Annotated in this window: 23 protein-coding genes; all 23 read right to left on the reverse strand. The window is 40.0% G+C overall.

What is annotated here, in order from left to right; all coding sequences use genetic code 11:
- Positions 1–28 precede the first annotated feature (28 nt).
- The 23 genes from KQI58_RS06975 to KQI58_RS07085 all read right to left on the reverse strand — a co-directional run bounded on the left by KQI58_RS06975 (position 29) and on the right by KQI58_RS07085 (position 25,817).
- On the reverse strand, positions 29–1,117 hold the full coding sequence (locus tag KQI58_RS06975) for a DgaE family pyridoxal phosphate-dependent ammonia lyase (protein WP_216407719.1): 1,089 nt from the start codon (positions 1,115–1,117) through the stop codon (positions 29–31).
- Positions 1,107–2,213: an amidohydrolase/deacetylase family metallohydrolase gene (locus KQI58_RS06980; RefSeq protein ID WP_216407722.1), complete on the reverse strand. Its 1,107-nt coding sequence runs from the start codon at positions 2,211–2,213 to the stop codon at positions 1,107–1,109. The genes KQI58_RS06975 and KQI58_RS06980 overlap by 11 nt, the downstream gene beginning before the upstream one ends.
- A gap of 15 nt (positions 2,214–2,228) precedes the next feature.
- Complete coding sequence (locus tag KQI58_RS06985; RefSeq protein ID WP_216407723.1) at positions 2,229–2,921, reverse strand: DUF4310 family protein; 693 nt, start codon at positions 2,919–2,921, stop codon at positions 2,229–2,231.
- 120 nt (positions 2,922–3,041) lie between these two features.
- Positions 3,042–3,821 carry a DUF4311 domain-containing protein gene (locus tag KQI58_RS06990; RefSeq protein WP_016181015.1) on the reverse strand — a complete coding sequence of 260 codons (780 nt, stop codon included), beginning with the start codon at positions 3,819–3,821 and terminating at the stop codon, positions 3,042–3,044.
- Positions 3,822–3,846: 25 nt separating this feature from the next.
- Positions 3,847–4,197, reverse strand: a complete 351-nt coding sequence (locus tag KQI58_RS06995) for a DUF4312 family protein (protein ID WP_016181016.1) — start codon at positions 4,195–4,197, stop codon at positions 3,847–3,849.
- 12 nt (positions 4,198–4,209) lie between these two features.
- Positions 4,210–4,563 carry a glycine-rich SFCGS family protein gene (locus KQI58_RS07000; RefSeq protein ID WP_216407725.1) on the reverse strand — a complete coding sequence of 118 codons (354 nt, stop codon included), beginning with the start codon at positions 4,561–4,563 and terminating at the stop codon, positions 4,210–4,212.
- A 12-nt stretch (positions 4,564–4,575) separates the two neighbouring features.
- A complete protein-coding gene (locus KQI58_RS07005) occupies positions 4,576–4,914 on the reverse strand; it encodes a PRD domain-containing protein (RefSeq protein ID WP_102872289.1) in 339 nt (112 codons plus the stop codon).
- A complete protein-coding gene (locus KQI58_RS07010) occupies positions 4,911–6,764 on the reverse strand; it encodes a BglG family transcription antiterminator (RefSeq protein ID WP_216407727.1) in 1,854 nt (617 codons plus the stop codon). Before KQI58_RS07010 ends, KQI58_RS07005 begins: the two co-directional genes overlap by 4 nt.
- 305 nt (positions 6,765–7,069) lie before the next feature.
- Positions 7,070–7,504, reverse strand: a complete 435-nt coding sequence (locus KQI58_RS07015) for a MerR family transcriptional regulator (protein ID WP_216407729.1) — start codon at positions 7,502–7,504, stop codon at positions 7,070–7,072.
- A 214-nt stretch (positions 7,505–7,718) separates the two neighbouring features.
- Positions 7,719–8,624 carry a magnesium transporter CorA family protein gene (locus KQI58_RS07020; protein ID WP_016181021.1) on the reverse strand — a complete coding sequence of 302 codons (906 nt, stop codon included), beginning with the start codon at positions 8,622–8,624 and terminating at the stop codon, positions 7,719–7,721.
- Positions 8,625–9,133: 509 nt separating this feature from the next.
- On the reverse strand, positions 9,134–9,454 hold the full coding sequence (locus tag KQI58_RS07025; RefSeq protein ID WP_225844239.1) for a hypothetical protein: 321 nt from the start codon (positions 9,452–9,454) through the stop codon (positions 9,134–9,136).
- A 45-nt stretch (positions 9,455–9,499) separates the two neighbouring features.
- Positions 9,500–10,099: an alpha/beta hydrolase gene (locus tag KQI58_RS07030; RefSeq protein ID WP_216407733.1), complete on the reverse strand. Its 600-nt coding sequence runs from the start codon at positions 10,097–10,099 to the stop codon at positions 9,500–9,502.
- Positions 10,100–10,163: 64 nt separating this feature from the next.
- Positions 10,164–10,985, reverse strand: a complete 822-nt coding sequence (locus KQI58_RS07035; RefSeq protein ID WP_216407735.1) for a class C sortase — start codon at positions 10,983–10,985, stop codon at positions 10,164–10,166.
- A 105-nt stretch (positions 10,986–11,090) separates the two neighbouring features.
- Positions 11,091–12,755 carry a SpaH/EbpB family LPXTG-anchored major pilin gene (locus tag KQI58_RS07040; RefSeq protein WP_216407737.1) on the reverse strand — a complete coding sequence of 555 codons (1,665 nt, stop codon included), beginning with the start codon at positions 12,753–12,755 and terminating at the stop codon, positions 11,091–11,093.
- Positions 12,740–16,768: a SpaA isopeptide-forming pilin-related protein gene (locus KQI58_RS07045; RefSeq protein ID WP_216407739.1), complete on the reverse strand. Its 4,029-nt coding sequence runs from the start codon at positions 16,766–16,768 to the stop codon at positions 12,740–12,742. Before KQI58_RS07045 ends, KQI58_RS07040 begins: the two co-directional genes overlap by 16 nt.
- A 259-nt stretch (positions 16,769–17,027) precedes the next feature.
- On the reverse strand, positions 17,028–17,603 hold the full coding sequence (locus KQI58_RS07050) for a VanZ family protein (protein ID WP_216407741.1): 576 nt from the start codon (positions 17,601–17,603) through the stop codon (positions 17,028–17,030).
- A gap of 236 nt (positions 17,604–17,839) precedes the next feature.
- Positions 17,840–18,634: a helix-turn-helix domain-containing protein gene (locus KQI58_RS07055; protein ID WP_216407744.1), complete on the reverse strand. Its 795-nt coding sequence runs from the start codon at positions 18,632–18,634 to the stop codon at positions 17,840–17,842.
- Positions 18,635–18,789: 155 nt separating this feature from the next.
- Entirely contained in the window at positions 18,790–19,893 is a 1,104-nt protein-coding gene (locus KQI58_RS07060; RefSeq protein ID WP_216407746.1) for a hypothetical protein, read from the reverse strand.
- A gap of 21 nt (positions 19,894–19,914) precedes the next feature.
- On the reverse strand, positions 19,915–20,655 hold the full coding sequence (locus KQI58_RS07065; protein WP_253295819.1) for a hypothetical protein: 741 nt from the start codon (positions 20,653–20,655) through the stop codon (positions 19,915–19,917).
- A 37-nt stretch (positions 20,656–20,692) separates the two neighbouring features.
- Positions 20,693–22,258: a hypothetical protein gene (locus tag KQI58_RS07070; protein WP_216407748.1), complete on the reverse strand. Its 1,566-nt coding sequence runs from the start codon at positions 22,256–22,258 to the stop codon at positions 20,693–20,695.
- Positions 22,258–23,022, reverse strand: a complete 765-nt coding sequence (locus tag KQI58_RS07075; RefSeq protein ID WP_216407750.1) for a hypothetical protein — start codon at positions 23,020–23,022, stop codon at positions 22,258–22,260. Before KQI58_RS07075 ends, KQI58_RS07070 begins: the two co-directional genes overlap by 1 nt.
- Before the next feature lie 13 nt (positions 23,023–23,035).
- Positions 23,036–23,629, reverse strand: a complete 594-nt coding sequence (gene lepB, locus KQI58_RS07080) for a signal peptidase I (protein ID WP_216407752.1) — start codon at positions 23,627–23,629, stop codon at positions 23,036–23,038.
- A 22-nt stretch (positions 23,630–23,651) separates the two neighbouring features.
- Entirely contained in the window at positions 23,652–25,817 is a 2,166-nt protein-coding gene (locus KQI58_RS07085; protein WP_216407754.1) for a glucosaminidase domain-containing protein, read from the reverse strand.
- Positions 25,818–25,828 lie beyond the last annotated feature (11 nt).

A 25,828-nucleotide genomic window follows, 5' to 3' on the forward strand; every position in this document is an offset into this window, starting at 1 on the left:
CTTCAATTTATAATTTGATTTGATATCTCTACATGATTTCATTTAATCGTGTAATGATCTTTCCTAGTTCTTCCTCATTGACAGCGCGGATATCAAATTCGATGATGCCATTATTGGCTTGATATTCTCGTGTATAGATTGCAGGATTTTCTGCTTTTAGCGCGTTAATCACTTCTTTCGCCGATTTATTTTGGACTTTTACACTGGCCCGATAAATGTCTCTGCCAGCACCATCTTGAACAGTTTTGGCTTCGAGTCCTTCAATTTTATTAAGCTCTTCAATAAAAGGCAGTAGACGCTGTTTCATCGATTCGCCTGACTCGCTGCCATTCTGCAAGCGATCCTCCAAAGCCTGCGTGAAGCCTAAAATATTGTCTTTGCCGATCTTCATTGCCCGGCCGATTCCTTTGCCCTGCAAGCGAACCCACTCAATATATTTTGCTGTGCCAATCACCAATCCGCTGCTTGGACCTTCAATCGCTTTGGCGCCAGAATAAATGACCAAATCTGCTCCAGCTTGAGTATATTTGTAAAGATCTTCTTCCGCCGCCGCATCAACGATCAAAGGCAGCCCATATTTCTTAGCAACTGCAGCAGCATCAGCAACTGTCAGCATACTTTTTTGTACTGTGTGATGGCTCTTGATATAAAGTAGTGCTGCAGTATTGTCGGTAATCATCATCTCCATTTGTTCGGCTGAACAGCCGTTGGCATATCCCGCCTCAACAACTTCACCGCCGCCTAGCTCTACCATTACTTCAACAGGAGTACCATAATCAACATTGTGTCCTTTCGGCACGAGAATCTCGCGTTTTTTGATCCGATCGGTATAAGGATGATAGACGTGATACAAACTGCCTTGTCCAATAATCGCAGCAACAGATTGTGCGATACCGGCTGAGGCAGAAGATACGATCTGCGCATCCTCAACCTTTAAAAGCTTCGCTAGATAGGCGCCGGTCTGAATAAATAATTCACTCATCTCAAAGAAATGTTCTCCGCCAAAGCGCTGTGCTGCTAAAACATTTTCTGATACTTTTGATACACCTAGGATCGTCATTTTTCCAGATGCATTGATAACTTCCTTTAAGCCAAATTTGTCATAACTAATTGTCATAAATGGTGCCTCCAATAATCGTTTTCACTGGTTTGATCAATTCCTTCGCGGTACGAGTGAAACCATTTGAATCGGTCAATGTCTTTTCTCCGTTGGACAAATCAAAAATCGTTAAATCAGCATCATAACCCGCTGCCAATTTCCCTTTTTTCTCTAAATGGAAATAGTGCGCCGGTACATTTGTTACCTTATCCAAAATCTCTTCCCACGAATATCCTACCACACGTAGCTTTTCCATTGTTGTTGCCAAATCGTAGACAGGTCCATTTTCGCGATTGCGATGATAGATGTCCGTACTAATTGATGTGGCTTTGATCCCTGCTTTTAGCGCAGTCTCTGCAACATGAAAGTTAAAGCTATCCGTACCGTGACCAATATCAAAAACGATGCCTTTTTCATAACCTGCTTTGGCAAAATCCTTGATTTGTTCTGTCTCTTTGTCCAAAATCCCATTCGGTTTGCCATTAAAGCAATGAGTCAACACATCGCCTTCATCCAATACTGCTAATATTTCCTGCAGCTCTGGCGGCGCTGAACCGATATGGATCATTAATGGCAGGTTTTGATTCTTTCGCTGAATATCTTTTGCTAATTCCAGCGGTGTAATCCCATTTTCACCAATAACGGTCTTACTCATTCGCGCTTTGATTCCTACGATAAATTGTGGAAGCTCAACCAATCGATCATGTACAAGATCCGCCTGAATCTTCGTTAAATCAGCTAGTTCATCTTGTTCAACAATACCCCATTTTGAAATATTGATGAGTGCGTAAACATTGGTCTTGACCTTTTTAGACAACTCATAAAAATCACCAATATTTTCTGCACCGGTCGTTCCAGCATCAATCACGGTTGTCACACCTTTAGTTACACCGATTTCATCCGGATAATCATAATAAAGTGTCATTTTTTCATAACAATGAACATGATCATCAATCCAACCGGCGGATACATAATGTTCTCCTGCTAAATCGATTATTTTTTCAGCGGGGGTTTCAATCGTGGTGTCTACATTTAAGATCACACCATCTTTGATTGCTACTTCGACTTTTTCCCCATTGATACGTTTCCCATTTTTGACTAATAAATCAAACATCCTTTGGCCTTCTTTCTACTGCAATGCAACTGGGAAGATCGTACCAAGTACCATCGCTCCAAGAATCGCACCGCCAGCTATAGGTTTTTTCCAAGCGTAAAATCCTAATGCTCCCAATGTTGCACCAATCCCAATCGGAATTGAAGCACCACAAGCGCTCAAAATAATCAGTGGTCCTAAGAAACGTCCTGAAGAATTGCCAGCACCCATCATCACATCAGCACCAAAGGTTGAGTTCGCCTGATTGATGGTGAACTTACGAATCAAAATAATCACGCCACCAACTAATAACCCTAAAACAGCACCTGTTATCAGCGACAAGGCAAAGTTATCGATTGGTGCGCGAATCCCCATACTCAAGAAGATCGCCGGAATTCCGATACCGATCCCCGTTAAAATAGATCCGCCTAAATCCAGAATCCCTACCAAAGAACCTTCCAGAATACGTGCAAATAGAAAGCTTGCACCAAATGCCGCCGCTGCTCCATATGAGCCGCCATCTAATCCTGCCTTCAACATCGCAACAATTGACACTTCATTAAAAGCTCCTACTCCGTGTACGACATACATATGAGTCCCAGCAAAAACCGCCGCTGCCATGATTCCTACGGTGATCGGAAATGCCCAATCCGCATACCAGAAGCTTTTCGCTTTTTTCTCTTCAGAAAGCACTGCTTGTTCTTTTTCCAATTCCTCTGTGTTATCCATGTATTTCCCTCCTGATTAATAAATTACTTTTCAGTAAAAAATATGATTCTCATCACATATTTCAATCTATCTTCTACTCTTTTCAACAATTTTTTAACTAACTCACAATTCAAAAATACTTTAACTCAACCCAAGCATTTTATGGATATTTTCTAACCAGTTTGGTGCTTGTAGTTTGAAACTTTCCAAGACTTGTAAATCGAACCCGCGGAAGAAACCACTCAAAACAAATAGCAAGATGATTGCACCCATCATCATCTTCGTTACTTTTGACCAGCCGATTTCATCGACGCCTTTACCGATCAGGATACCTAATACTACGCCAGGAACGGCATTCCCCATAATCAATTGTGCAATACCGCCAAATAACGTGCCCCAGAAACCCGTACGTTTTCCTGCGTCTAGTGCAGCTAACCAGAAAATGACTGGCATAACAACATTAATCAAGGTGGTGGCCGCTGGGACCAATACGGCTACAGCTGTTACCTGCAAAGCTTCTGGAATAGCTGCAGCAGTTGAATTTAAAAATGCAACAACAAGTGCTCCGACAACAGCACCAACAAAGCCCATTTTCCTAGGATCATGCATCGTTTCTGAAACATTTTTATTTTTCGCTAATAAGACCGAAGCTGCCCAATTGGGAATAATCCGATGCGTAACATCCTGTGTAAATGCGCCTGCTCCAACAGTCGAAGCCCAAGCGTTGAAGAAAAAGCCTAGTCCAAATGAGAAATGCGATGCTGGATCTCCCATACACGCGTTCATTTCTCCCAATGTACGAAAGGCTCCCAAGCCCTGCGTACTTGGAGCATGAAACATCCGCGCTGCTCCCATAGAAGCTGAAAACCCAAGCAAGCCGCCAATGATAATTGATTTAATTAAAATAACTGTAAACTCCACTTCTTTACTTCCTTTCTATTTTTCCTTATATTTTTTTGGAAATAACAGGAATTTGAATACCATCAGGATCATCTGTCATTTCCTTGGTAAATTCTACTTCACCAACTTGAAGCGTTGTTACACTGACCGTTACTTCCAATTCCACATGATAGCTCGTTCTTTTTCTTGGAAAGAAGAAAAAGAGAAAGCGTTCCTTATACGTCTTTTCGATCGCTTTAATCACTTCTACTTCAATCGGTTCAATTCGTAAAATCACTTCTGATTCCTGCATCATCTTCTTTTGGATTTGACCCAGCGCACTAGCAAACGCGTGCTGCTTAGAATCCCCTTCGCCTTCGACTGTCACGATGACTTGTTGGCAATCTTGAATACTCATTTACTCATCTCCCTAATTGTGTTTCTTTTCAAAGGCTTCGACTAAACGTTTGCCTAATTCTTCCTGATCCATAAAACCGAAACCTAAAACCGTTTTGCCATCATTGATCGCTGTGATGCCTTCTTCGATGGAGCGCATGCCATGCCGTTCTGGATAACCGTACTTCGTTGAAGCTGTCAGCGCTCCTGCTCCGCCGCTACCGCAGAATGAAATCCCCATGTCCGCGTTTTCCTGCTGCATCACATCGCCTAAACGCATGTCTGCGCCCATTCCTGGAACAACGACTGCTCTTCCGCCTGCTGCTTCTACCCCTTTTGCTACGTTTTGTCCTTTGCCCATACGGTCTGCAATTACTACTGTGATCATTTATATTTCCTCCTAAAGTTCATTTTGTTTGGCTGTTTCAAAATGGATCGATAAAACATACATCTCATCTTGGGATAAATTATCGATTTTTCTTACAACGCCGTCTGCTAACTGCAATGCTTCTTTTGATACTTCACTGAACATTTCTGGATCAACCTCTGGAATTGTTTCCTGTTCCTTTGAGCGCTTCAACATTTCATTCAAATGATTGATTAGAATTGTCCATTGCAGCTCAGTAGGTTCAATTTTCACTAATGCAAGTTCTTTTTTTAACCAATCAATCAATTCTTCTAATTCTTGTTGATATTCGCTAGTTGATATAATTTGTAACGCCTCTCCAGTCACGGTCATTCATTTCCTCCTTTGATATACGCAAATAGTGCTGTGATTTCTGATTGATTAATCGCTAAGTTGTGTTCGGCAAACAGCTCCTCGATCTGTTTGTTGTATGATGTAGAAGTTGGTAACACTTCATCCACTTTATTTCCTTCCATCATATATTGCTGATCAAAGGTAATTCGATGGACCATTAGAAAGACATGCAATAAGAACGCTTCACGATACTCTTGGTTTAGCTGCTCTTGGAATAGGAGCAATAGCTTTTCGTAAATTGTGTATGCCTGTAAAATCAATTCCTTACTGAAATCTTCTAATGACGTTCGATTTCCTGCCGGCTCCCATCTCACTTTTCTGACACCGTGTTGCGGTGTTTGGCTCAGAATTTTTTTGACTGCTTGTTGAATCTTTTCCAAATCCTGCTTCGTCGGTAACGGATGCACTTTGATAAACTCGCAATCCATTCCTTCAATTGGAAAAATGCTGATGACTAATTCAGGCTCTTTTTGCTTAATGACTTCCTTTGCATTCAGCACCGAAGCAAACGCTGCGATTTCGATATTCGAAAGCTCTTCTGATATTTTCTGCTTAATCAAACTCGTTACACCTAAGCCAGTAGAGCAAACATAGACCGCCCGAACACTGCGCATGTCCGCCGCCTTTTCATAAGACACGAGAAAGTGCAAGGCGATATAAGCAATAAACGAATCATTGATCAGCAAGCTTTTCCCTCGAATCTCACGTCGAACGACCATTTCAATCGCATCGAACAGCTCAGGATACTTTGCCTTGATGTCATCCTTGAACGGATTGTATTCATTGACGAATTTTTGTTTACGAGATAATCGCATCGATAAATGTGCATAGAGATTATTCAGCAACTGTGGATCATTGAAAAAGGAATAGTTGATCTTTTTACTCACCTTCTGAATCAAATTCTCGGTCAACACCATCACATCCTGCTGCAGATCATTTTCGAAGGTATCGCTGTAGATGTAGCGATATTCATCCTCAAATAGCGGCAGCTGGTAATGTGCAAAGACCTGTTGCATCAATAAGTAAGAGAGTTCCTGATGCTCTTTTGGATCGTTCAGCAATTGATAACGGCCAATCGTATATTCATTTTGCAGTCGTATTGTGGCGATCGCTACTCGTATCAGCATGTTCAGCAGTTCCGCGTAATTTAACTCCGCCGTATCGATCTGCTTCAATAACTGTCGCATGTCCGCAAGAACCTGATTAAAAACTTCTTGAAAAGCTGTGCCTTTGGCTGAATAAAGCTCATAGCCTTCCTTTTTTTCACTCTGTAAAAGTAAATCCATAATTTTGTAGATGTCATAATCGGTTAAGTCCTTTTGCAGTACTTCTTCAATCAACAATCGAACCTGATGCTCAGGACCTGTGATCAAAAAACCTTTGCGGGACAAACGTTCAAGCGTCATTCCCTGATCAGTTAGACGTTTTTCCAAAACCTCCAAGTCGTTAAGAACCGTATCCTTGCTGACCATCAAACGCTCCGCCAATTCAAAAGAGGTGATTGCTTGATTTGTCAGCATCAAAAAAATACTTAGGCGGTCCAGTCGCAAGGTTTGATCGGCATACAATTCCAGACGGTCAACATCCATCAGCTCACTTTTCAGCTTGATTCGTTCAGAATCGCTTAGTGTCAACCAAACACCTTGGCTTCTTTTACTTGTCAAATCCTGATTTCGCGCCTTTAGCCACAAACGAATCGTGTCCAAATCATATTTTATTGTGCGTACGCTTACATTTTGCTGAGTAGCCAATTCCTTTGTAGTCACCGGTTGCGAATCCTCAAGCAATTGAAGCAATACTTGGATCTGTCGTTTCGTAATCTGCTGCATGATGCTCTCTCCTTACACGTTTAACTATAGTCATTTATTTCTCCTTCAACAATATGAAATGATTGCACTTACTCTAGTGCAAAAAATCCATATTTTATAGGATATAGAGTGCCTTCGAGTAAAAAATAAAGTATAGTAAAGCAACTTTATCGTTAATAACTGATATACTCATTGCACTAACCACTTCATAAGGTATCATCTTTTACCTTAAAAATGTCCGTTTATTCAAAATATTTTTTTTCCATAAAAAAACGGACATATTCCTTCTAAAAAAGGAAACAGTGTCCGTTTAGCTTGATTGATTCTTAGTGAGATCGTTCATAATGAGGCTTGATTGCTTCAGGCAGCTCATTCGGTGTAAGGTTTTTGAGCCGCTCTTCATTGCCAAACTTCATGGCTTCATCATAATACCAACACTTGTAGTGAATCATATCGAGTACTTTATTCAACTTGGCGATTTCTTCTTCAACTGCTGCTTTTTGTTTCTCAAAAAGTTCCCTGCGTACTTCAAAAGTCTGACTTCCTTGCTTGCTCCATTCCATGAATTGTTTGATATCCTTGATTTCTAAACCAGATTTCTTTAGACATTCAATAACTCTAAGAGCTTCTAATTCACTGTCTGAAAATTTGCGAATGCCAGATACTCGCTGAATGTCTGGAAACAAACCTTCTTTATCATAATACCTCAGCGTAGATACTGGTAAATCAAACATTTGAGAAACTTGACCAATAGTATACATTATTTTACCTCTTTCTATTCCGCTTCTCAACTTAAAGTCAAGTTTAGGTATCACTATAATAATTTGTTCAATTAGTGGTTGTCAAAGATTTTTCTATACATAATCCTTGTTTAGCTTATAAACCAAACGGATTTTAATGTCAGAAAAAGAGATCGTGCCATTCTCTTCTCCTGTTTTATTGAGTTGTTCAATTCGAGTCTATGTCATTTTAGAATTATTTCATCAGTTTCCGCAGAACATACGATAATCCAAACCACAAGAAGAGACTAACGATGATCGTAATAATCCAGCCAAAAGCATTGTGCTCCAATGGTAGCGGCATGTTCATTCCGAAAAAGCCAGAGACGATCGTAGGAATCGTCAAAAGAACCGAAAGAACAGTCAAAATACGCATCGTATCATTCAAGTTATTATTCAAAACATTGTTATAAGTGCCTGAAAGCTGCTGTAAAATCTGCGATGACAGCTTCGTCATCTCCACTAATTGCTGCGCTTCAATCAGGACATCATCTAAACGTTCCTTTTCCTGATCACTTAAGCGACGATAGATGCCATGGCTTTTGATTTGTTGCACTAATAGCACATTTTGCCGCGAAGCTGTTACAAAATAAACAATTCCAGTTTCTAAATCGGATAGCAGCAGCAAATTTTGCTTCGTCGTTTTTTCTTTTAACAAATTACTAATACGTTTGCGATCGCGATCCATTCCTTCGACAAATGGGAAATACTGCTCCGAGATAATGAAGAGACTGCCAAATAGCAGCTCAAACAGCGTGCTCTCGGGATTTTTTTCTAAATAATTTTTAATTTCAAAGTACAAATATTTCGTTTGCTGATTGGTCACTGTAATTAGTGTTCGATTTACAACGATAAAAGTCATCGGTACTGTCTCATAATGATTGTCGATCTTGCGCCGATTCGGTGCGTTAAAAATCAGCAACAGGACATCCGTTGCTTTATCATAATCTAAATGAGCACGTTCGTTGCGGTCCAAGGAATAATCCACAAATTCACGATCGATTCCATAATCCCGATAAAGGTTCTTTAGTTCGTCTGTATTTTCCGCATCGATGTTGATCCAGCTGTTCATCTTATTATTGAAAACTTCTTTTGTATACATAGGCCTGTCTCCTAGCTATCGTTCATTCCGTCTGCATTCTATCATAGAATATGTGGATATACTAACAGAGTTTATAGTGGTTTTAGCGATGGGATCAAAATTAATTTTGGTGTTTCTAGGTGAGTAGTTCTATCAATATCTAAAAAAACAGTTTTGGTTCATGTACAATAACATCATTCTGAAAAAAACTCGAGAATATTTTTCTTAGCTCCATCAAGGAAATCCTACATAACTTCTTAATCAGTACCATCTAGTTATCCACTTGTGGATTTTGTGGAAAATGTGGAAAATCCCGATACTTTCCTAACGAATTCCACAGAAACGAGCCATGCTCCAAGTTATCAACAAAAGAAAATCGACAAACTTACTACTACGATTGCTAGGAATGGGGAATTTCCGGCTTAAAACAATGATTAGCATCCTACTTATCCCTTTCAACTCCACGTGTGGTAAAGACCTTTTGTGTACAAAAAATAAAAGGCGAAAGATGCGCATTCATCTTCCACCTCTTATTTATGACTATCTACGTGCATAAAGCCCCAGTTTGTCGGCATATAGTAACCATCTACCGCCATGTTTTTCAAATCGCTGGAGACTAGCTGCCCTGTAATGTAGTATATCCTTTTTGCTTTACGTTCAGCCTCACCGAGTTTTGCCAACAGACCATTTAAGTCGTATTCAGGCATCAAAAAATAATGAAAATTGAAGCCCTTCAAGCGTTCATGTGTGATCGCTCCTTCAAAGGTCAATAATTTTTGTAATTCTTCATCACTGAAGGCCAAGTCTGTCGATTTTATGGTCAAGCCCTTGTATTCAAATGAATCTGCCATTGTGCCACCCCTTCGATTCATTTTACCACATCCGAAAAAGTGTAACTACCCTTTCAGCCATTCGCGAGCGTTTTGAAGTTCGTCCATCGAGATTTGATGACCGTGGGGTGTCTCAATAACGGTGATATCGGCATCGCGATCGCGAAAGGCCGCGACTAATTTCGCAAAAGAAGCATCGCTAACGATTGGATCATTGTCTCCGCCATAAGAAACCCAAACCTTTTTATCGATTAAAGGAAACGATTGGGTGTGAACCTCTAATGACATTGGATGGAAAAAGATACCTTTGTTTAGCGTCGTTTCACGTTCCAGCAATAGATGCGCTGCGATATTTGCCCCATTTGAGTACCCGACTAAGATCCATTCCTCCAAGGGGATTGCTTTTTCTTCGCTGATCTCCTTGATCACTTCCAGTAAATCATCTGTTTCCTTTTCTAAACTTTCAAAATCAAATTGATTCAAGCCATTGCGTTTGAAGAAACGATTCATGCCATCCTCTACGATCTTGCCACGAAAGGATAAAATCGTACTATCTGCATCTAAGTATTTGGCCAATTCAATTAACGATGTTTCATCGCCGCCTGTTCCATGAAGCAAAATAAACTTTTTTCCCTCTGGTTTTCCTGCTTGATAAAGATATTCCATCTTCACACACCTCACTTACTAATTGTAAGTTAACATGAATTGTTACTAGGAACAACTTTTTTGATTAGGCTTTTTTATCTTTACGCTTGATCCTTAAATAATTTAATAAAACCAATAATACCATTACAGCAGTGGTTATCAAGACTGCTTTCAATAAGATACGATCCTCTTGACTGATTTTCTTTTTTTTCACTTTTTTCTGGGCGTGGTAAGGCACTCTTTTTCCCCGCACTAATAAGCGATGAGAGTTGACCCCATAAGGAGTACACGTCAACAAGGTCGCATAGTCTTTTCCCTTGATCGCCTTCAACGCTTCCGTCTGTTCAGGTTCGATCACTAGGATTTGATCAACTTCATAGGCGAAAACTTTATTCAATACATGAATATAAAAATGATCTCCCTTTTTCAGTTCGGTCAGATCAGTAAATAACTTAGCCTCCGTCAATCCTGTGTGTGAAGTCAGCACAGTGTGGGTTCCTTCACCGCCGATCGGCATAGCCGAGCCTTCCAAATGCCCAACGGCTTTTCTTAATACACTGTCTTTTGTCCCATGGTAAATCGGTAAATCGACATCAATTCTTGGAATTTTAAGCTGCCCCATCGTTCCCTTGACATTCAACACGCGATAATAATTATCCGGCATAACGATGCCAGAGCCTGGGATAAAAGGATCATGAGCTGGCTGACCCAAGAGATTCTCGTTATAGATTTGAGCCGCTTGAAAAATATCAGTGATTTCTTCTAGGGATAATTTATCGACATTTTTTTGATACGTCTCGGCTACTTTCGTCGCATTTTTTTGATTCAAGTAATTTCCGATAAAAGGATAGGCAATGACGCCGATCCCCGTTACTAATAACAAAATAATCAAGATCGCCCGCTTCATCGCATAATCCTTTCTATCAATTTCTCACTAATTGTTGATCACTTCCGACAAATTCTATGTAGTAGAAAGGCCGAGCCTTTTGACTCGGCCATCTATTTAAATCCTTTAAGCGTTCTTTTTGTTCTTATTCATTGTTAAAATCACAGCTAAGCCGATCAGAACGATCCCTACTACCACTAACAACATCGTTCCGATGCCACCAGTGTTTGGCAGCGTGAAACCTTTTTTATTGATGACCGTTTCAGATAAAACATAATTTGTTAAACCAGATTTAAACGTCACTTGAACTGGTGAACCTAGCAAATTATATTCTTTTGGCGCTTTGGTTTCGACAACCCAGTAACTATTCCAATTAGTATCAGTTCCCGAAACAGTATGAGTTTGCAATCCTTCAAAAGAAGTTGCGTAGAAAGTTGTGCCTTGTAGACCTAGGTTACCTGCAACAGTTTCATAGGGACGAACGACCCATGGGAGGGCAGCAGCATATCCTGTATCATCTTTATCAAGAATATCAACGATATATGTGTTTGTTGAATCAAGCTTAACCTTCAAGAAATCTCCATTATTTGCATTGGTATCGTCAGACGCTAACTGGAACTCCGCACCTTTTAAATCAGTTGAGCCATCAGAATCTTTCTTGTCGATCACGATTTCTCCGGTATCAACTTCAGATGGCGGTGTAGGAACTTTTTCAGTTCCTGTAGTAGAATCATTTTCAAATTCGATGTTCGCTTCATTTTCGATGATATTTTCTAAATCAGAAGCGATGTTCCCATTTACTGTTGTCTTAAACGAAACAGCTATTTTTACAATATTTGTATCTGCTGCTAACTTAGCGATTCCAGCAGGAGTTAGAGAAATAACGATCTTTTCTTTGGTCCCAGGACTAGCAGCTGTTTGACTTACAGTATAATCGACCGTTTTATCTAAAGTAACTAATGAAGTATCACTAGCATCAAGACCCTTTACGACCGCACTTGCATTAATATCACCAGAATCAAATACATAGTTCAAACGTTTGTCTAATTCATCGGTAATATCAAATTTAGAATAAGTACCGATATCCGTTGGTACATTGGCAGTAATTGTCCACTCAACTTCATCTCCGACATTAACGGAGGGCTTGTCCGGTTTCTTTTCTGGATTCAGTCCTTGGTTTTTCGGATAGACATGGACGTCATCATTCCAGCCGTCACCTGCAGTATTTGTCATTGGAACAGCTACGATAAATGGTTTTGAAGCTGAAGTGATTACTTTATCCTTATTTCCATTTCCTTGGACTTCGTATCCTGTAGAAGCTGTCAAGTTTTCTTCTACATAGTAGTAGCCAGCATCAAGACCAGAAAACTTCAATTCGCCACTAGCGTTAGTTTTACCATCAGCATAAGTTCCATCAGCTACTTGCTTTACTAATTTGTATTTGTATTCTGTACCACCTTTTTTTACAGTTAATTCGGTACCGCTTCTTGAATATGTCCAACCGTCTTTATCTGATAGCGGTGTTTCTGGTGTTGAAGAATCATTAGGTGTCATTGAATATACATCAAATTGAATCCCTTTAACTGGAGGATTACTTGGTGGCGTGGTTAACTCAGTACCATCGCCCTCAGCTTTCACATCATCAGCTGTTTCTGCCCAATACTTATGAATCGTTAGATCCCCTTCAGTTGGTCGGATAGCTTCATCTGCTGCATATCCAGCCATCGCTCCACCTAATGTAGTTGATAAAATGAATAGTACAGCGATTAGTTTACTTAATTTTTTTCCCATCTTCTTTCCCCTTTTTCATTCGTTGTTTTATTTTTTTGATTTTGCAAAATGATGATCGCCGAACCCAGTAATACAATGCCTAGTACGACTAAGATCATCCGCATATATCCGCCAGCTCTAGGCAAGCTATTCTTCAAATAGTTCGGCAAGTAATACTTGCCACTATCTACTCGAAATGCTGGTGGCAGCGGATCACCTCTTCCACGAATCGTTTCAATCTCACCATAAAAATCTATGGTCACGATCCAATGTCCCAAAGGTAGTTGATAGCCCGAGATTGTTTTAGTTTCCATCAGCAGATAATCTCCGCGGGATAGATTGTCAAATGTGACCTTCCCCTTATCTGAAGCATTTGTACTGCTGATTTTTTCGATTGGATTCGCCATATCCCATTTAGTATCTGAGGCCGTTGGATCTTCACTACCAGTGGTTCCTTGCTCGCCTTCTTTTGTCTTATAAAGAGAGAAATGAACGCCGCCAAGCGGATTTTGTTTCTCGTCTTCCTTGGTAAAGCTGATCGGTTTCGCTTTGTTCGTCAGATAGAGTTCTGTTTTGTTAGCGCTGATTTTGTGACCCGGATCATCGCCATCAATAACAGACCCTCCTTGAATAATCTTATATTTCACATCAAAGATTTCGAATTGTTGAGTGGTCGTATTCCAGGCCGTCTTAATAAGCCAATACCCCTCTGCTTTTTGATAGCCGCTGTAGGTACTTGTTTCACGAACAACATACCAGTCATAATTCTTATCATCAGCACCGTTTAAACCCGTCTGTCCGATCGTCGCGAAGTAGCCTTGATTATCCGTAGCGGCATCCGAGTTTATTTTCGTCCATTGTCCCCATGAGTATGGATAATTCTCATAGAAATAACCGCCAGCATTCCAGCGATAAATTTCAAATTGTACCTTTTGTTTGTCCGACGATGGCATCGGTTCATCCTGTTCATTGACTTTGAATAAAGAAATATCCGGCTTGCGATTCTTGAGGATATATCGATTACCATTTGTCTCACTAGGTTTCTCGAAGTCTGGCTTGTCTACCTCTGTTCCGTGTGCCCAAGAAGGCGTTGAGAAAATGAGGTTCGTACTCATTTGAACACACCAATATACTTCACGATAGGTCGTAAGATTTGTGGGAGGTTCATTATTTGGTAAAACATACTCTGGATACGTCCCAACCTCTACGATTGCATAGTACTTGGTTAAATCGTCAATTTTAGGAACCCGAACTCTTCCTAGTGCATCAGTAGTTAAGGGTTCCTTATTCACTTTAGTCCAAACCTCAGGCTTCGCTTTTGGGCCATTCCCAATATTGTAGGGATTACTTTCACTCCATTTTCCATCCCACTCATAAATATCAAACGCAACCTTCAGCTCCCGCCCTTTTTCGTCGTACAGCTGATGGCCGTTCGAATCAACAGATGGCATCATCTCACCATTCATTCCCTGTTTATAGAAGGTGAATGGTACTTCTGCCGCAATCGTATAATACAATTGCAATTTCAACTCGCCATCTTCGGTTATCGTGCCTGTTATCTTTCCGTAATCAATCGACAAATCTTCATCATATTCATAGGACTTCAGTAAATCCATCAAGGGTTCGCCGACGACTTCTTGTCCGAGATAGCCCGATTTCTCCTCTGTCTGTCTCAGCTCAAAATTTTCTTTTGCCGTATTTCCTTCACTTTTCTGAACGTAATGCTCTACAGTATATTTCACTTGGGGAAGTTTTTTATTCCATACCGTGACTGTTGGTCCTCTTGACGTTGTTGAAGGGATATCAAAGGCATCTGATACTACTGCGTTTGCTGTTTCACTCCAGTTTGGCGATTCTTTTTCATCATAGCCAGCTGCTGACTTCGTCTCAACAAATCTGTAAGTACCATTTGCTAATCCTAATTCTCCAAAATCTACTTTTACCAAGCCATTGACCGTTTTCTCAACGGTAGCGCCATTTTCTACTTCGTAATACTTGATTCCATCTGTTATGAAGAGCAATAGATCATCATTTTTCTTAACATCTTTCCAATTGCTACCGTCTTTTACTTGGAGCTTAAACTCAGCACCATTGATTGGAACATATTGATCATTTTCATCTCGCTCAACATCAAACTTTTGCAGCAGTGCTTGATTGGCATTCAAGGTAATACTCCCATAAGGATTTTTTAATTCTGCTGTAGCCCCATCTCTTTTTGGCATCGCTTCAGGTTGATTGCGATTCAAAGTCAAAGCACTATGAGTATAGATCGCTGATTCATTCCGTACAGATCCGGATGGGGTGCTTGGAGGGTAACGAACCGTCAAAGAAATGTTGTATGCAGCACTTTTACCGCCAATAACATTGGAATCCCCAAAAGTAATTGAATAATAATTTTCCAATAGTTCGCGATCTTCTTCAGCGTAATAACCGCGTTTGATGGAATAATCAGCCGCTTTTGCTGCAAACTGAGTGATTTGAACAGATTGTCCAGATTTAGGATTTGTGATTACCCGGCCTGTATAGGAGTCATTGGTAAGATCGCTTAGTCTTGCTTGCTCATTTCCGACCTTTTTCATCGAGCCATAATGCATCATCACAGTCGATACACCTGACGCTTCTTTATACACCCCATATTGGTAGGGTAACGATTGAATCCGAGCTTTGAACTGTGCTTTCGTCTCACTAGCTCCCTGTGCCAAAAGAGTAAAGCCAGTGCCCTGCTTTGGCTGCTGTGTCTCGCTATTATCGGAGCTTCCTCGATACGTTGGACCACTGCCGTAATCCGCAAGCACAAACGATTGAAAAGCGGCTGTCGAAGATGGATACACCCCTTCTTGCTTCGCATAGTTTTCCTGCGTCAGCCCAATCGGGATCGGAATATAAGCTGCAATTGTCAGCGTCGTCATTTCCGCTCCTGCTGGAAGTTCATCCTCAACATAGCCGCCTAATTCACCACCGCCTTCTTTTCCTGCTGGTGCAAAAATATCTGTATAGTTCGTGCCCCATGGATGCCAGACATCCCTTCCTGGTTTGTCCGTGTAGAAACCTTGATACTTATTTCCTACCCCGCCGTTCACGTTATAATCTACTTCATCTCCGCCCAGCTCCACATTAGCGGCTCCATTAAACTGAATGCCCCACTTTAAAGAATTATTCGAACCAGCAGAACCATATTTATAGGAAAAGCCATTCGTAGCATTCAGCGCGATTTGATTGAAGGTTATACTTTTTGAAAGCCCGGCACCAGTTGTATCCCGGCCAAAGGTGACATTTTGAACGCTTTCTTTTGTTACATAATTCATAAATCCAGTAAAATTTAATTCTGAGGTAAGCGTATTGATATGAAGTTGATCTACATCCTCCAAGAACTCAACACGAATTACCTGTGTTTTCCCATTGACTGAATTTTCAACTCGATACCTATAAACAGCGTTGACGCCATCGCTCGTCATCATCGTTTGCCATTCCCCCGGAACCGCATACCAATGTCCTGTATCCCGGTTTTCATTTTGTGGAATCTCCAAAATGAAGTGATCGCCCGGTAAAATATTTCTGCCTAACTTCTCTGGTGATATCATCCAATTGAAATAGAAATTGTACGCTTGATTTGAAACAGCATTGCTTTTCGGTTCGACAGTTAGTGATTCCTTTACACCACCTTTTTCACGATACAGCTCCCAATCAGTGACAATAACCGAATCAAGAATATCTTGAGCTACAGCCCTAGTTTCATGAGTAATTTGATCGTTCTGTTTGTCATTCACAGGCTGTTTCTTGCTTGTCTCGCTTGTACTAGAATCTAAAACAACAGAGTCCTCAGAACTTTCAGTATTGACTGAATTCATACTCAGATCAGACTCAAGAATGGACAAACTATCACTGCTGTTCAGCGTTTCACTTTCAGGTTGATAAGAAGGGTTCTTCTCATTTGTTTGGCCAGATGAGAGAATCGGAGATACTGAGGAGAATAGACAAAAGAAGATTGCTACTAGAACCATGATTTTCCCTGTATTCCATTTTTTCCTGATCATCGTTTGGCAGCCCTCCTTCAATTCATTTTATTATTCTTTTCTTAGATAATTAAAGTCATGTTATAAAAAAAAGAATTTCATTAACGGAAATATGACTTTTATAATTTAATTTTACTATTATCTTACTAAATATTCAAATGCTTTTACATAGTAATATAGATTGAGAACTACAATGGAATTATTTATTACAAATAAATGTTTGAATTTTCAGAAAATAAATAATGCCATTAAAAAATGGCTGGGGAAAAATACCCAGCCATTAGTATCTCGTTTGTACTATTCTCTTTTTAATTTGTAAAGAAAATAAATAGCCAATGATGCAACCAGTGAAGTTGGTGATGATATCCCAAATATCAAAGGTACCGATGTAAAAGACATATTGGATCGTCTCGATCCCGATGATCGTGATCAGTGCTATGATTGCCGCTTCCAGCGGCTTCGCCCGCAGACCATATAGACAACCTAATGGAATAAAATAGCCAATATTCAATAACAATTCAACAACCTGTTGCTCATTATTCAAAAACAATTCAAAGGGATTCATGTTAAACGAATGATAAGCCCGTGCCTTCGTGAAAAGCATGATGAACAATAATAAAAAGTAGCAGCTGTAAAACAGATACAGATAGATATTCCACAAACGTCGCTGCTCCCACTGCCAATAAAACAGCCATAAACTCAAAAAGATGAAGACCCACAACGCCTCATCCGTATGCTCAAACCGCTGTGCCATCGAATCCAAGCGGGGATAATTCTGGAGCGTTGGCATGACCAAATAGTATACCATCCCATAACTCAGTATAAAAGACACGATCCCTGCAATGATTTTCTTCATTTGATCCCCTCCTCGACAGTCTTATAGCAAACTATTATATCGAAACATTTCAAAGGGAACATTAAAAAGAACACTTCGCAAGAAAAGTTTAATGAAAGGCACTGTCACTATAGACTTCATTCACTGCAGCACCACTACAAAAGATTATTTATAAAACTAATAGTAGACTAGTGCTGTTTTGAAAAGTCTTTTGTAATAATTATTCTATAAGTAATCTATTAATTATCCATATTGTTTTATTCATTCGAAACAAGTGTCTGAAGAGCATCATTCTTTTGAATACGGTCTAACAGTTCTGGATTAATTCGGTATCCTTTTCCCCATAAGGTTTGGATCGCTTTATGGGTTAAGTTCGTCTGTTCAAACTTATTCTTGATTCTAGTGATTGTACTGGACAATGAAGCCAAATGTGACTTATTAACTTCTTCATTCCAAATTTTATGACAGATTATTTCTCGAGTAACTACCTTATTTCCTGCTTGAAAAAGGATATATAGAATCCTCATTTCGGTCTGAGACAAATGATGCATCACCTCTAAAAATTGATAATTTTCTTCCGGGGAGGAAATATTTTTCTGCAATGCGTTGGGGCGGATCATAGAAACTTTATCTGACAACTGTACATATTTCTTAGCTTCATAAGAGAGCCTTCCCGAATCCTTTTGAGGTTTCAATGCAAATAAGCACTCCCGTAGCTCATCCACTGAATCTTCGTTCGAGATGATCGCATGAAGAAGTTCTTCTTCCAAGTACTGATGATCCATTTCAGTGACTTTGGTTTCTACTTTTCGAATGATACGAATAGAATGATCCTTTATTAGCTGAATAATTTCTATTACTTCTGACTCACAAATTGATTCGCTTAAAATGATATATTGGAAATACTTAAAAAAATCCGCTAGTTCTACTCGTTGACTAAAATTTTCAAATACTTTTGACGAACAATAAACTTCATAATTTAATGTTTGAATTTTTTGCTGAATTTCCTGCTCAGCTAAAATATTCTTCGTTAGAATCAACACCTGATTCATTCAAATCTCCCCTTTTTTAAAAAAGCTTGATACTTATATAATGATTCATATAATTCGTTGAAACACTATGTACAAGGAAACAATGAAGCTATAGTTCCCATCTACATTGTTTCCTCCATTTAAACACTGATAACTAACAATTGTTTTTATCGCTATTATTGATATTCTTTACGATTTATCACAGAGACTTTTGGATACTCATAACGTCCTTTGACTTCCTCTAAGTCTGGAACATCACTTTGGGCCAATTGATCGACTCTGCTTTTCAGTTCTTCGTAAATACTTAGAATTGTTTGGCGCGATTCGTCCACCTCGCAAGAAATTTCCCTTGCCCGATCATGGATCGTTTGTAATTCTGCTTCTGAATCCTTGACGATGCGCTGCGCATCCATTTTTGCTTTTTCCACCATTCGATTCGCTTGACGTCGTGCGGATATTAGAACTTCACCAATTTCATGTTGCGAATGGACTGCTTCTTCTTTTAATTGCTCATTTTCTTTTTTCAGATTGCTAAGCTGTTGTTGTAGATCTGAAATAACCTCACTTTCAACAATGGAATCTTCATGCCTCTGATCCTCGATTAATTGTTGAACTAGTTCTTCTTTTTCTAGTATCGTTTGGTCTTTATCAGCTATTAACTGATCTAGTTGTGCAACCAATTCTTCTTTTTCATGCAGATCATTGACTAAACCGTCCATTTGTCGCTCATATTGTTGAAGTGATTCCTGATGTTGCAGTTCGTCATCTTTTTGACCCATGACAAATTCGTGAATTTGTTGTTTCGCTTCTTTCAGTTCATCTTCCATTGTCTGATAGTTCTTCAATGAGTCTTTTAAAGAGGTAACTTCCTCTTCCGCTTGTTCCAGTTGTTCCTTCAAATAGCCAGTCTCTTTATTGTCCTGCAAGCGTTGAATCTCTTGCCGGTTTCGACGAACTTCCGCTTCTAAATCTTGGATTTGTCGACGATTATCCGCTTTCTCTTCACCGGTTCGTAGAAGCGCTTGTTTGTATTTTTCATTTTCTTTCGTTAATCGTTGAGCCTCTAGTGCCGTATCTCTTTTGACCTGTTCGATTTGCTCATCTTTTTCTAAAATGGTTCGTCTTAATTCTGAGACTTCATCACTTTGTCCTCGGGGCGTTCTTTCAACTGTCGTGTTGGGGTTCTCCTCAATCATTACTTCTTCTTCTGGCACAGAATTGATTTCATCAATAATATTCTTGTTGAAAAACCAGCCATTCTTTTTTTGTTGTGCTGTCATATTGTTTTCTCTCCTCTTTCTTTACTCTTCTTCTTGGATCAATGTAAATTCTTCATCCGCACTCTCGCGAGAGAAAGTACAGCTATACGTTTTTTTCTTATTTTTGTCGTTCATCAAGTTCATTTGGAACGTGATCTGGGTTAGTTTGGATACATCCTTTGCTTCCTTCGCAAAAGCTTTGATATTGTCCTTGATCTGTTGTCGATTTTCCTCACTACCAGAATCACCCGCTAAAGCGATATTCAAGGTCTGTGTCGGAATATCCAACACAATCAATGTTGTGGAAAGTCCAAAGTATGGACTAACCTTTGTGGAAAGGTCACTTTCTATTTCGTACTGTTTCTCTCGATTTTCTTCTGCGAATAATTCCTCCCATGGATACTCCTTCAAGCCAATCCCCTTATTCGGATAAACCTTGATGGGCAGTTTTGTTATAATTTGTTTCTGTTCCTTTTTAATCGTGTACAGCTCGTCTTTTAACTGATTGGTCCGTTCGGTTACAACGTGCAATTGATCTTCCATCTGAAATAGTCCATAAGTGGCTAAAAGTAACCCTGCCGCTAAGAGAATGGTCAGATACAATAAAGCCGAAACATGCTTGCCCTGTTCCGCTTGTTTGACAACCTCCAATTTTCGTCGAAAGGACAGCGGTGTGTTCGGTGGTAGCTTAAGCCTCTGTAATTGAATCTTAATAACCATTCGACGAAACCAAATAATCAGTATCAAAATGACCAGCGCAACGCTAATCCAATTTATGATCAAAATAGCTATATCCCCTTTTTTTTATTTGATTTCGTGATTAATCAAAATAATCAGCTAACTTCTGGTCCTGTTTATTTTTCTTTATCTCTTTTAACAGCGTACCGTTCGACAATGCTTCTACTTTAAATTCCAAATCATCATAGATAGAAAGGACATTTTTCCGCGACTCGGATACCTCAATCAAAATTTTCTTCGCTCGGTTACTGATGTTTTCTAATTCTAACTCGGCGGAACTGATTAGATGTTTCGCCTCAACTTGTGCTTCCTCGATGGTACGATTGGCTTGTTTTTTGGCTGAGATCAACACTTCCCCGATTTCTTGCTGCGATTGGACAACTTCTTTTTTAAGGCGTTCATTTTTCTCAATCAATTCTTCCACTTGTTTTTTCGCTTGAATCAGTTCAAGACTTTCTTCATCGGCCTTTTGCTCTTTCAATTTGCTTAATTCAATTTGAGCATCGGCTAAACGACTGGCCAAGCGTTCTTTTTCGGCCTCTAGTTGTTCCAATACACTATTTTTTTCTTCTAGTTTTGCAATCTCCTCATGGGCATCAAACAAGGCGCTGTTAAGGGCTTCTTTCTCAGCCGCAAACTGTTCCATATCTTCAATCGTTTCTTCTTCCACCTGTTCTCCCGGTAGTTGTCCTTGTTCATCAATCGCCATTTGTGATTCCTCCAATGCATTTTCAAGCTTTTGAGCAACCTGCTCTTTTAACTGTTGGATTATTTTTTTGTATCTCGTATTGTCTTCTTTCAGTTCCTTCAACTCTGTCGAAATTTCTTGCTCTTTTTCTTCAAGCAGCTCATTCAGTATATCGTTCTCCCCTTGAAGTTCCACTAGCTTTGCTTCATTCTTTTGATTGATCATATGTAACTGTTGATAATCTTGTTCCAAATCATGATAGTGCGTTTTTAACTGATCAAATCGGTCCTTCTCTTCTTCATAATCCTCTTTGATCTGAACCAGCTTTTTTTCTTTTCCACTCGTTTCTGCCTGTAACTCTTGGTATTTTCTTTCGTATTCTTTGAGCTGTTGGGTAAGCTCTTTTAAATCAACGACCTCTGTTTCTTTATCTGCTGCTTCTTTTTTAAGTCGTTCGATCGTTTCTGTTAATTCTTTCTGCTTTTCTTCAAGTTGTTGTTGCAGCTCAGCGATAGTCGCTTCGATTTCTTTTTTCTCTTCAACCATCTCAGTAACTTTTGTCTGCCATTCTTCATCACGGTCGTTTAGCGCATCTTCCATTCGTATCCGTTCAAAAGACAATTTTTCACTTAATGTCTCATTTTCCATTTCTAACTCATGGATACGAATTTCTGCTTCAGCTTTTAATTGATCCAACTCTGCTTGGAGCTCCTGGATTTCTGCCTGTTTCATAGATTGGTTGGATTCTACGGCTTCTTCTACTTCTGAATTTCCCTGCCTCTGAATCAACTCTCCCAATTCAGCTTCTGATTCTTCTTCTATTTCGAAAACTTTATAATCGTCCCCTTGCGAGTCGTTATAGAGTTCTTCCGCATTCAACTCTTCTTCGGTAATATCATTGATGAATTCTTTCAATGATTGCGTTGATAGCCATTTTCGCCTTTTTTTATTCTCTGCCATTAGCCTTTTCCACCATCATTCTTTAGATTCTGTTCAGAGTCATTCTTCTTAGTGAACTCATCCCCACTTTTCTCACGGGAATAATTCACGCTATACACGATTTGCTTTTCTTTATCAACAGAAGTGACCATCCGAACATGAATGTCAGCCAATTCGGAAATCGCTTCAGCTTCTTTCGCAAAGTCATCAATATTTTTTTTGATCGTTACCTTGCTGGCATTGTCTTCTGCTTGCCCTTTTATTTGAAGCGTTAACGTTTTGGGAACAGATAAGGATACAACCGTATTCATTGAACCAAAATAAGTACTTGTATTTTGCGAAATCGCTGATTCAATTTGTTTTTGTACAGTTGAATCTTTGTTTAATTTGTCCCATTCATACTCCTTGAGCCCAATTCCCTCTTCTGGATAATTTTTCAAAGGAATACTGGCAATTACTTTTTTCTGTTGACTCTCTAAATTTTCTATTCGATTTTCTAATTGAGCCTTCTCTACTCCTATTCTCTGGTAATCATTTGATAAGATCAGAAAAGAAATAATCAGGAGCATCAAGGCAACTCCAATTGACAAACAAATAAATAACAAATAGCGAATGTGTCTCACTTGTTCAATTTTCCTTAGATAATTGACTTTTTTTCGAAATAAAGGAGATTGATCCACACCTTTTTGAACCCTAGTGAGTTGTAAATCAAAAATGAGTCGAAAAATAATAATCACGAAAGTAATGAGAACAAAACCCGCACCAATTATTCCTAATATGAACATCTTTCTTTCCCCTTTAGCGAGATATTCTCCATTCACTTTCTGCTTGTTTTTTGATCAGAGACGGTAAATGGAATTGGACTGTCCCCTCAACCATTTTTTTATCAACGAATCCAAACGTTCGGCTATCCTTTGATACATCAATATGATCGCCTGTTGTGAAATAATATCCCTTTGGAATCTTCGTTAAGTGTTGAAACTCTTCAGCCACTGCTGGAGAGAGTTGAAACGTATAGGTGGTTTCAAAGTCTCCGTATTCTCCAATGTTCAGGACCATTCGATCATTGCGGATGAACATCGTGTCTCCTGGCATCCCAATTACTCGTTTGACAAATTTCCCAGATTCTCCTTTGACTGAAAAAGCAATCACATCATATCGCTGAATTGAATCACTTTTTTTCACGAGAACCATGTCTTTTTCTGTCAATGTCGGATTCATAGAAGTGCCTGAAATGGGATGAAAACTATATTCTCTTCGTACGAGTTGTCCCGAAATAAACATCACCACCAGTAATAAAAGTGTCAAAATGGTCAGTATCAGACTTTTTCCGATGGATCGTTGTGGCGGAATTTCTTCTTTTTTCGTTTGACGTGATCGAACAGTTGCCATAAGTTACGGTGCTCCTTTTTTCTTACTTAGCTTTGATATATGAAACCTGATCAGAGGTCGCTAATGCGGTGTCAATGACGCGGTACGAAATAACTGTTCCGCCATAAACATTCCCTTCTGAGATCAAGATCCCTTCTGGACGAACAACCTCCACGAACGCCACATGTCCATAACGTGGATCTGAACCGGCAGTGCCCGGTTTGAAGGAAATCAGCCAACCGGCCTTTGGTTTTTGACTGACTTCATAGCCGAGCGCCTTGCCTTTGGTTGCCCATTCGCCACCGTTACCCATGTAATCATCAACCGATTTGCCTAATTGTTTGACACGGTTAAAGGCATACCAGGTACATTGACCAACTGGATAAGAACCAGAGCTGTTGTAATTCACCCCATTGTAATCGGGATATTTCATACGGTTTCGGTATTCTTCTGGAATCTCATTTTTGCCTTTGATGAATACGCCAGAATTCCCATCGGTTGTGTCGACTTGATCGTATTGCGTTAAATGATACAGTGCGATAATCGAATTCAACTTTTGTCCGTAGGTGGTATCGGTCGCATACGTTCCTGTTAAAGCATTCGTCGTACGTAGATAGTTCTTCGCCTCAGATCGCCAAGCCTGCTTATAATACGAATCATTCCCTGAGATACCTCCTCGGATTAATTGCACGTAATCTCCAAGTGAAGCGGCGAAGTTTGGATACTTTCTAAAGGCGGAGTTGATGGAGTACAGCTCGCCATTCCCACGGTCCTCCTGTGTTGCCATCAAAACCGATTGCCCTTGATAGGTTCCCTTGATCCCGAACAGATTATGGTTTGGCGACAAGGATAATGTGCTGGTTCCCGAACCACTCTCTATTAATGCTTGCGCAATCATAACTGAAGCAAAGACATCGTATTCTTGCCCTAACTTTCGTGCGTCTTCCCCGACGGTTTCGATAAAATTCTTCGCGCTATCATTTTCAGTAAAGTTCGTAGAGGCGGGGTATTCCGCCAGAACTTGTTCCCCATATTCAGTCAACGAGGCTTCCGGCTGTTCTTGAACCAAAAGATCTTCTTCTAAATCGATTGTTTCCACGACCACCTGACGTTGGGTGTCTTTTTTCGTTACTTCTATAGCTTCTGAGTCAGAGGTTTCCGTCGATTGTTCTGTAGCAGAAGTTAACTCTTCTTCAATTTCCACATCATCAACAGTTAAGTAATAATCCTCTCCGATATAGATCCCCAGCAAGATATTCTTATCTTTTTTCTTTTGATAAATCAGACTGCCGACGGTAATTTCTTCCGGCAGTTTTTCTGTTTTTCTTGAAATTTCTAAATCGAATAAGTTCTGATAGATATCTGTTGCTAATTGTTCCGCGCTATAGTTTTCTTCTTGTTCGGTGCCGAGTTTTTTTATTCCTTCATAGATCAATGCTGCATGAGACTTGTTTTCAAAGCTGCTTAATAACGGCAGTTCAAAACCTTTCAAGTCCGATTGGGTCACTTCTGTCGTCTTCAACTCTTTTGGCAAATTCAAATTACTCGTCTCTGAAAAAGCATCCGGCGCGGTTGGTGCGACAAATGAGCGCGACTGAACACTCGTCGAATGAGAAGCTGCTGGTGTCGTACCAGCTGGAGTACTTGGCGCCACTGGTATTGATGCGGCTGGCATTGACGGTGTCGGCGGTTCTTGACTTGGACTCGTAGACGGCTGTGTGGGAATCGTACTGCTAGGAGTCGTCGGGCTTGGCGTTACACTGCTGGGCATTGTGCTACTAGGACTCGTACTACTTGGTTTAGTCGTATTTGAAGTCGATGAACTGCTGGATGTAGACGGTGCCGAACTTGATTCTGACGAGGACGAAGTCGTACTCGTTGATGGATTGGTCGTACCGCTTTCAGAAGGCACAGTCTCTGACGAAGTTGAACTATCCGTTTCTGTACTAACCGAAGAGCCTGATGGTTCAGTTTCTCTTTCGGGTGGTTCCTCAACAGAGGTCATAGCGTCAGATTCTCGCACCACTTCTTCGCTGGCAAGTATTCCACTGTTTTGTGAAGAAGGAAACGAGTTTTCTGTTGTTCCTGTTTCTACTATTAAAGAAGAGTTCTTTGTCAGCTCTCCTGCCTTTAATACTCCGCTGCGGATACTTACTAGTCCGCCGATGAAGACCAGTACACTACAAATTCCTATCACTATCTTTTTCATGCATTGGTTCC

Origin of the sequence: Enterococcus raffinosus, from assembly GCF_018917525.1 — a bacterium.
GTDB classification, from domain to species: domain Bacteria; phylum Bacillota; class Bacilli; order Lactobacillales; family Enterococcaceae; genus Enterococcus_A; species Enterococcus_A raffinosus_A.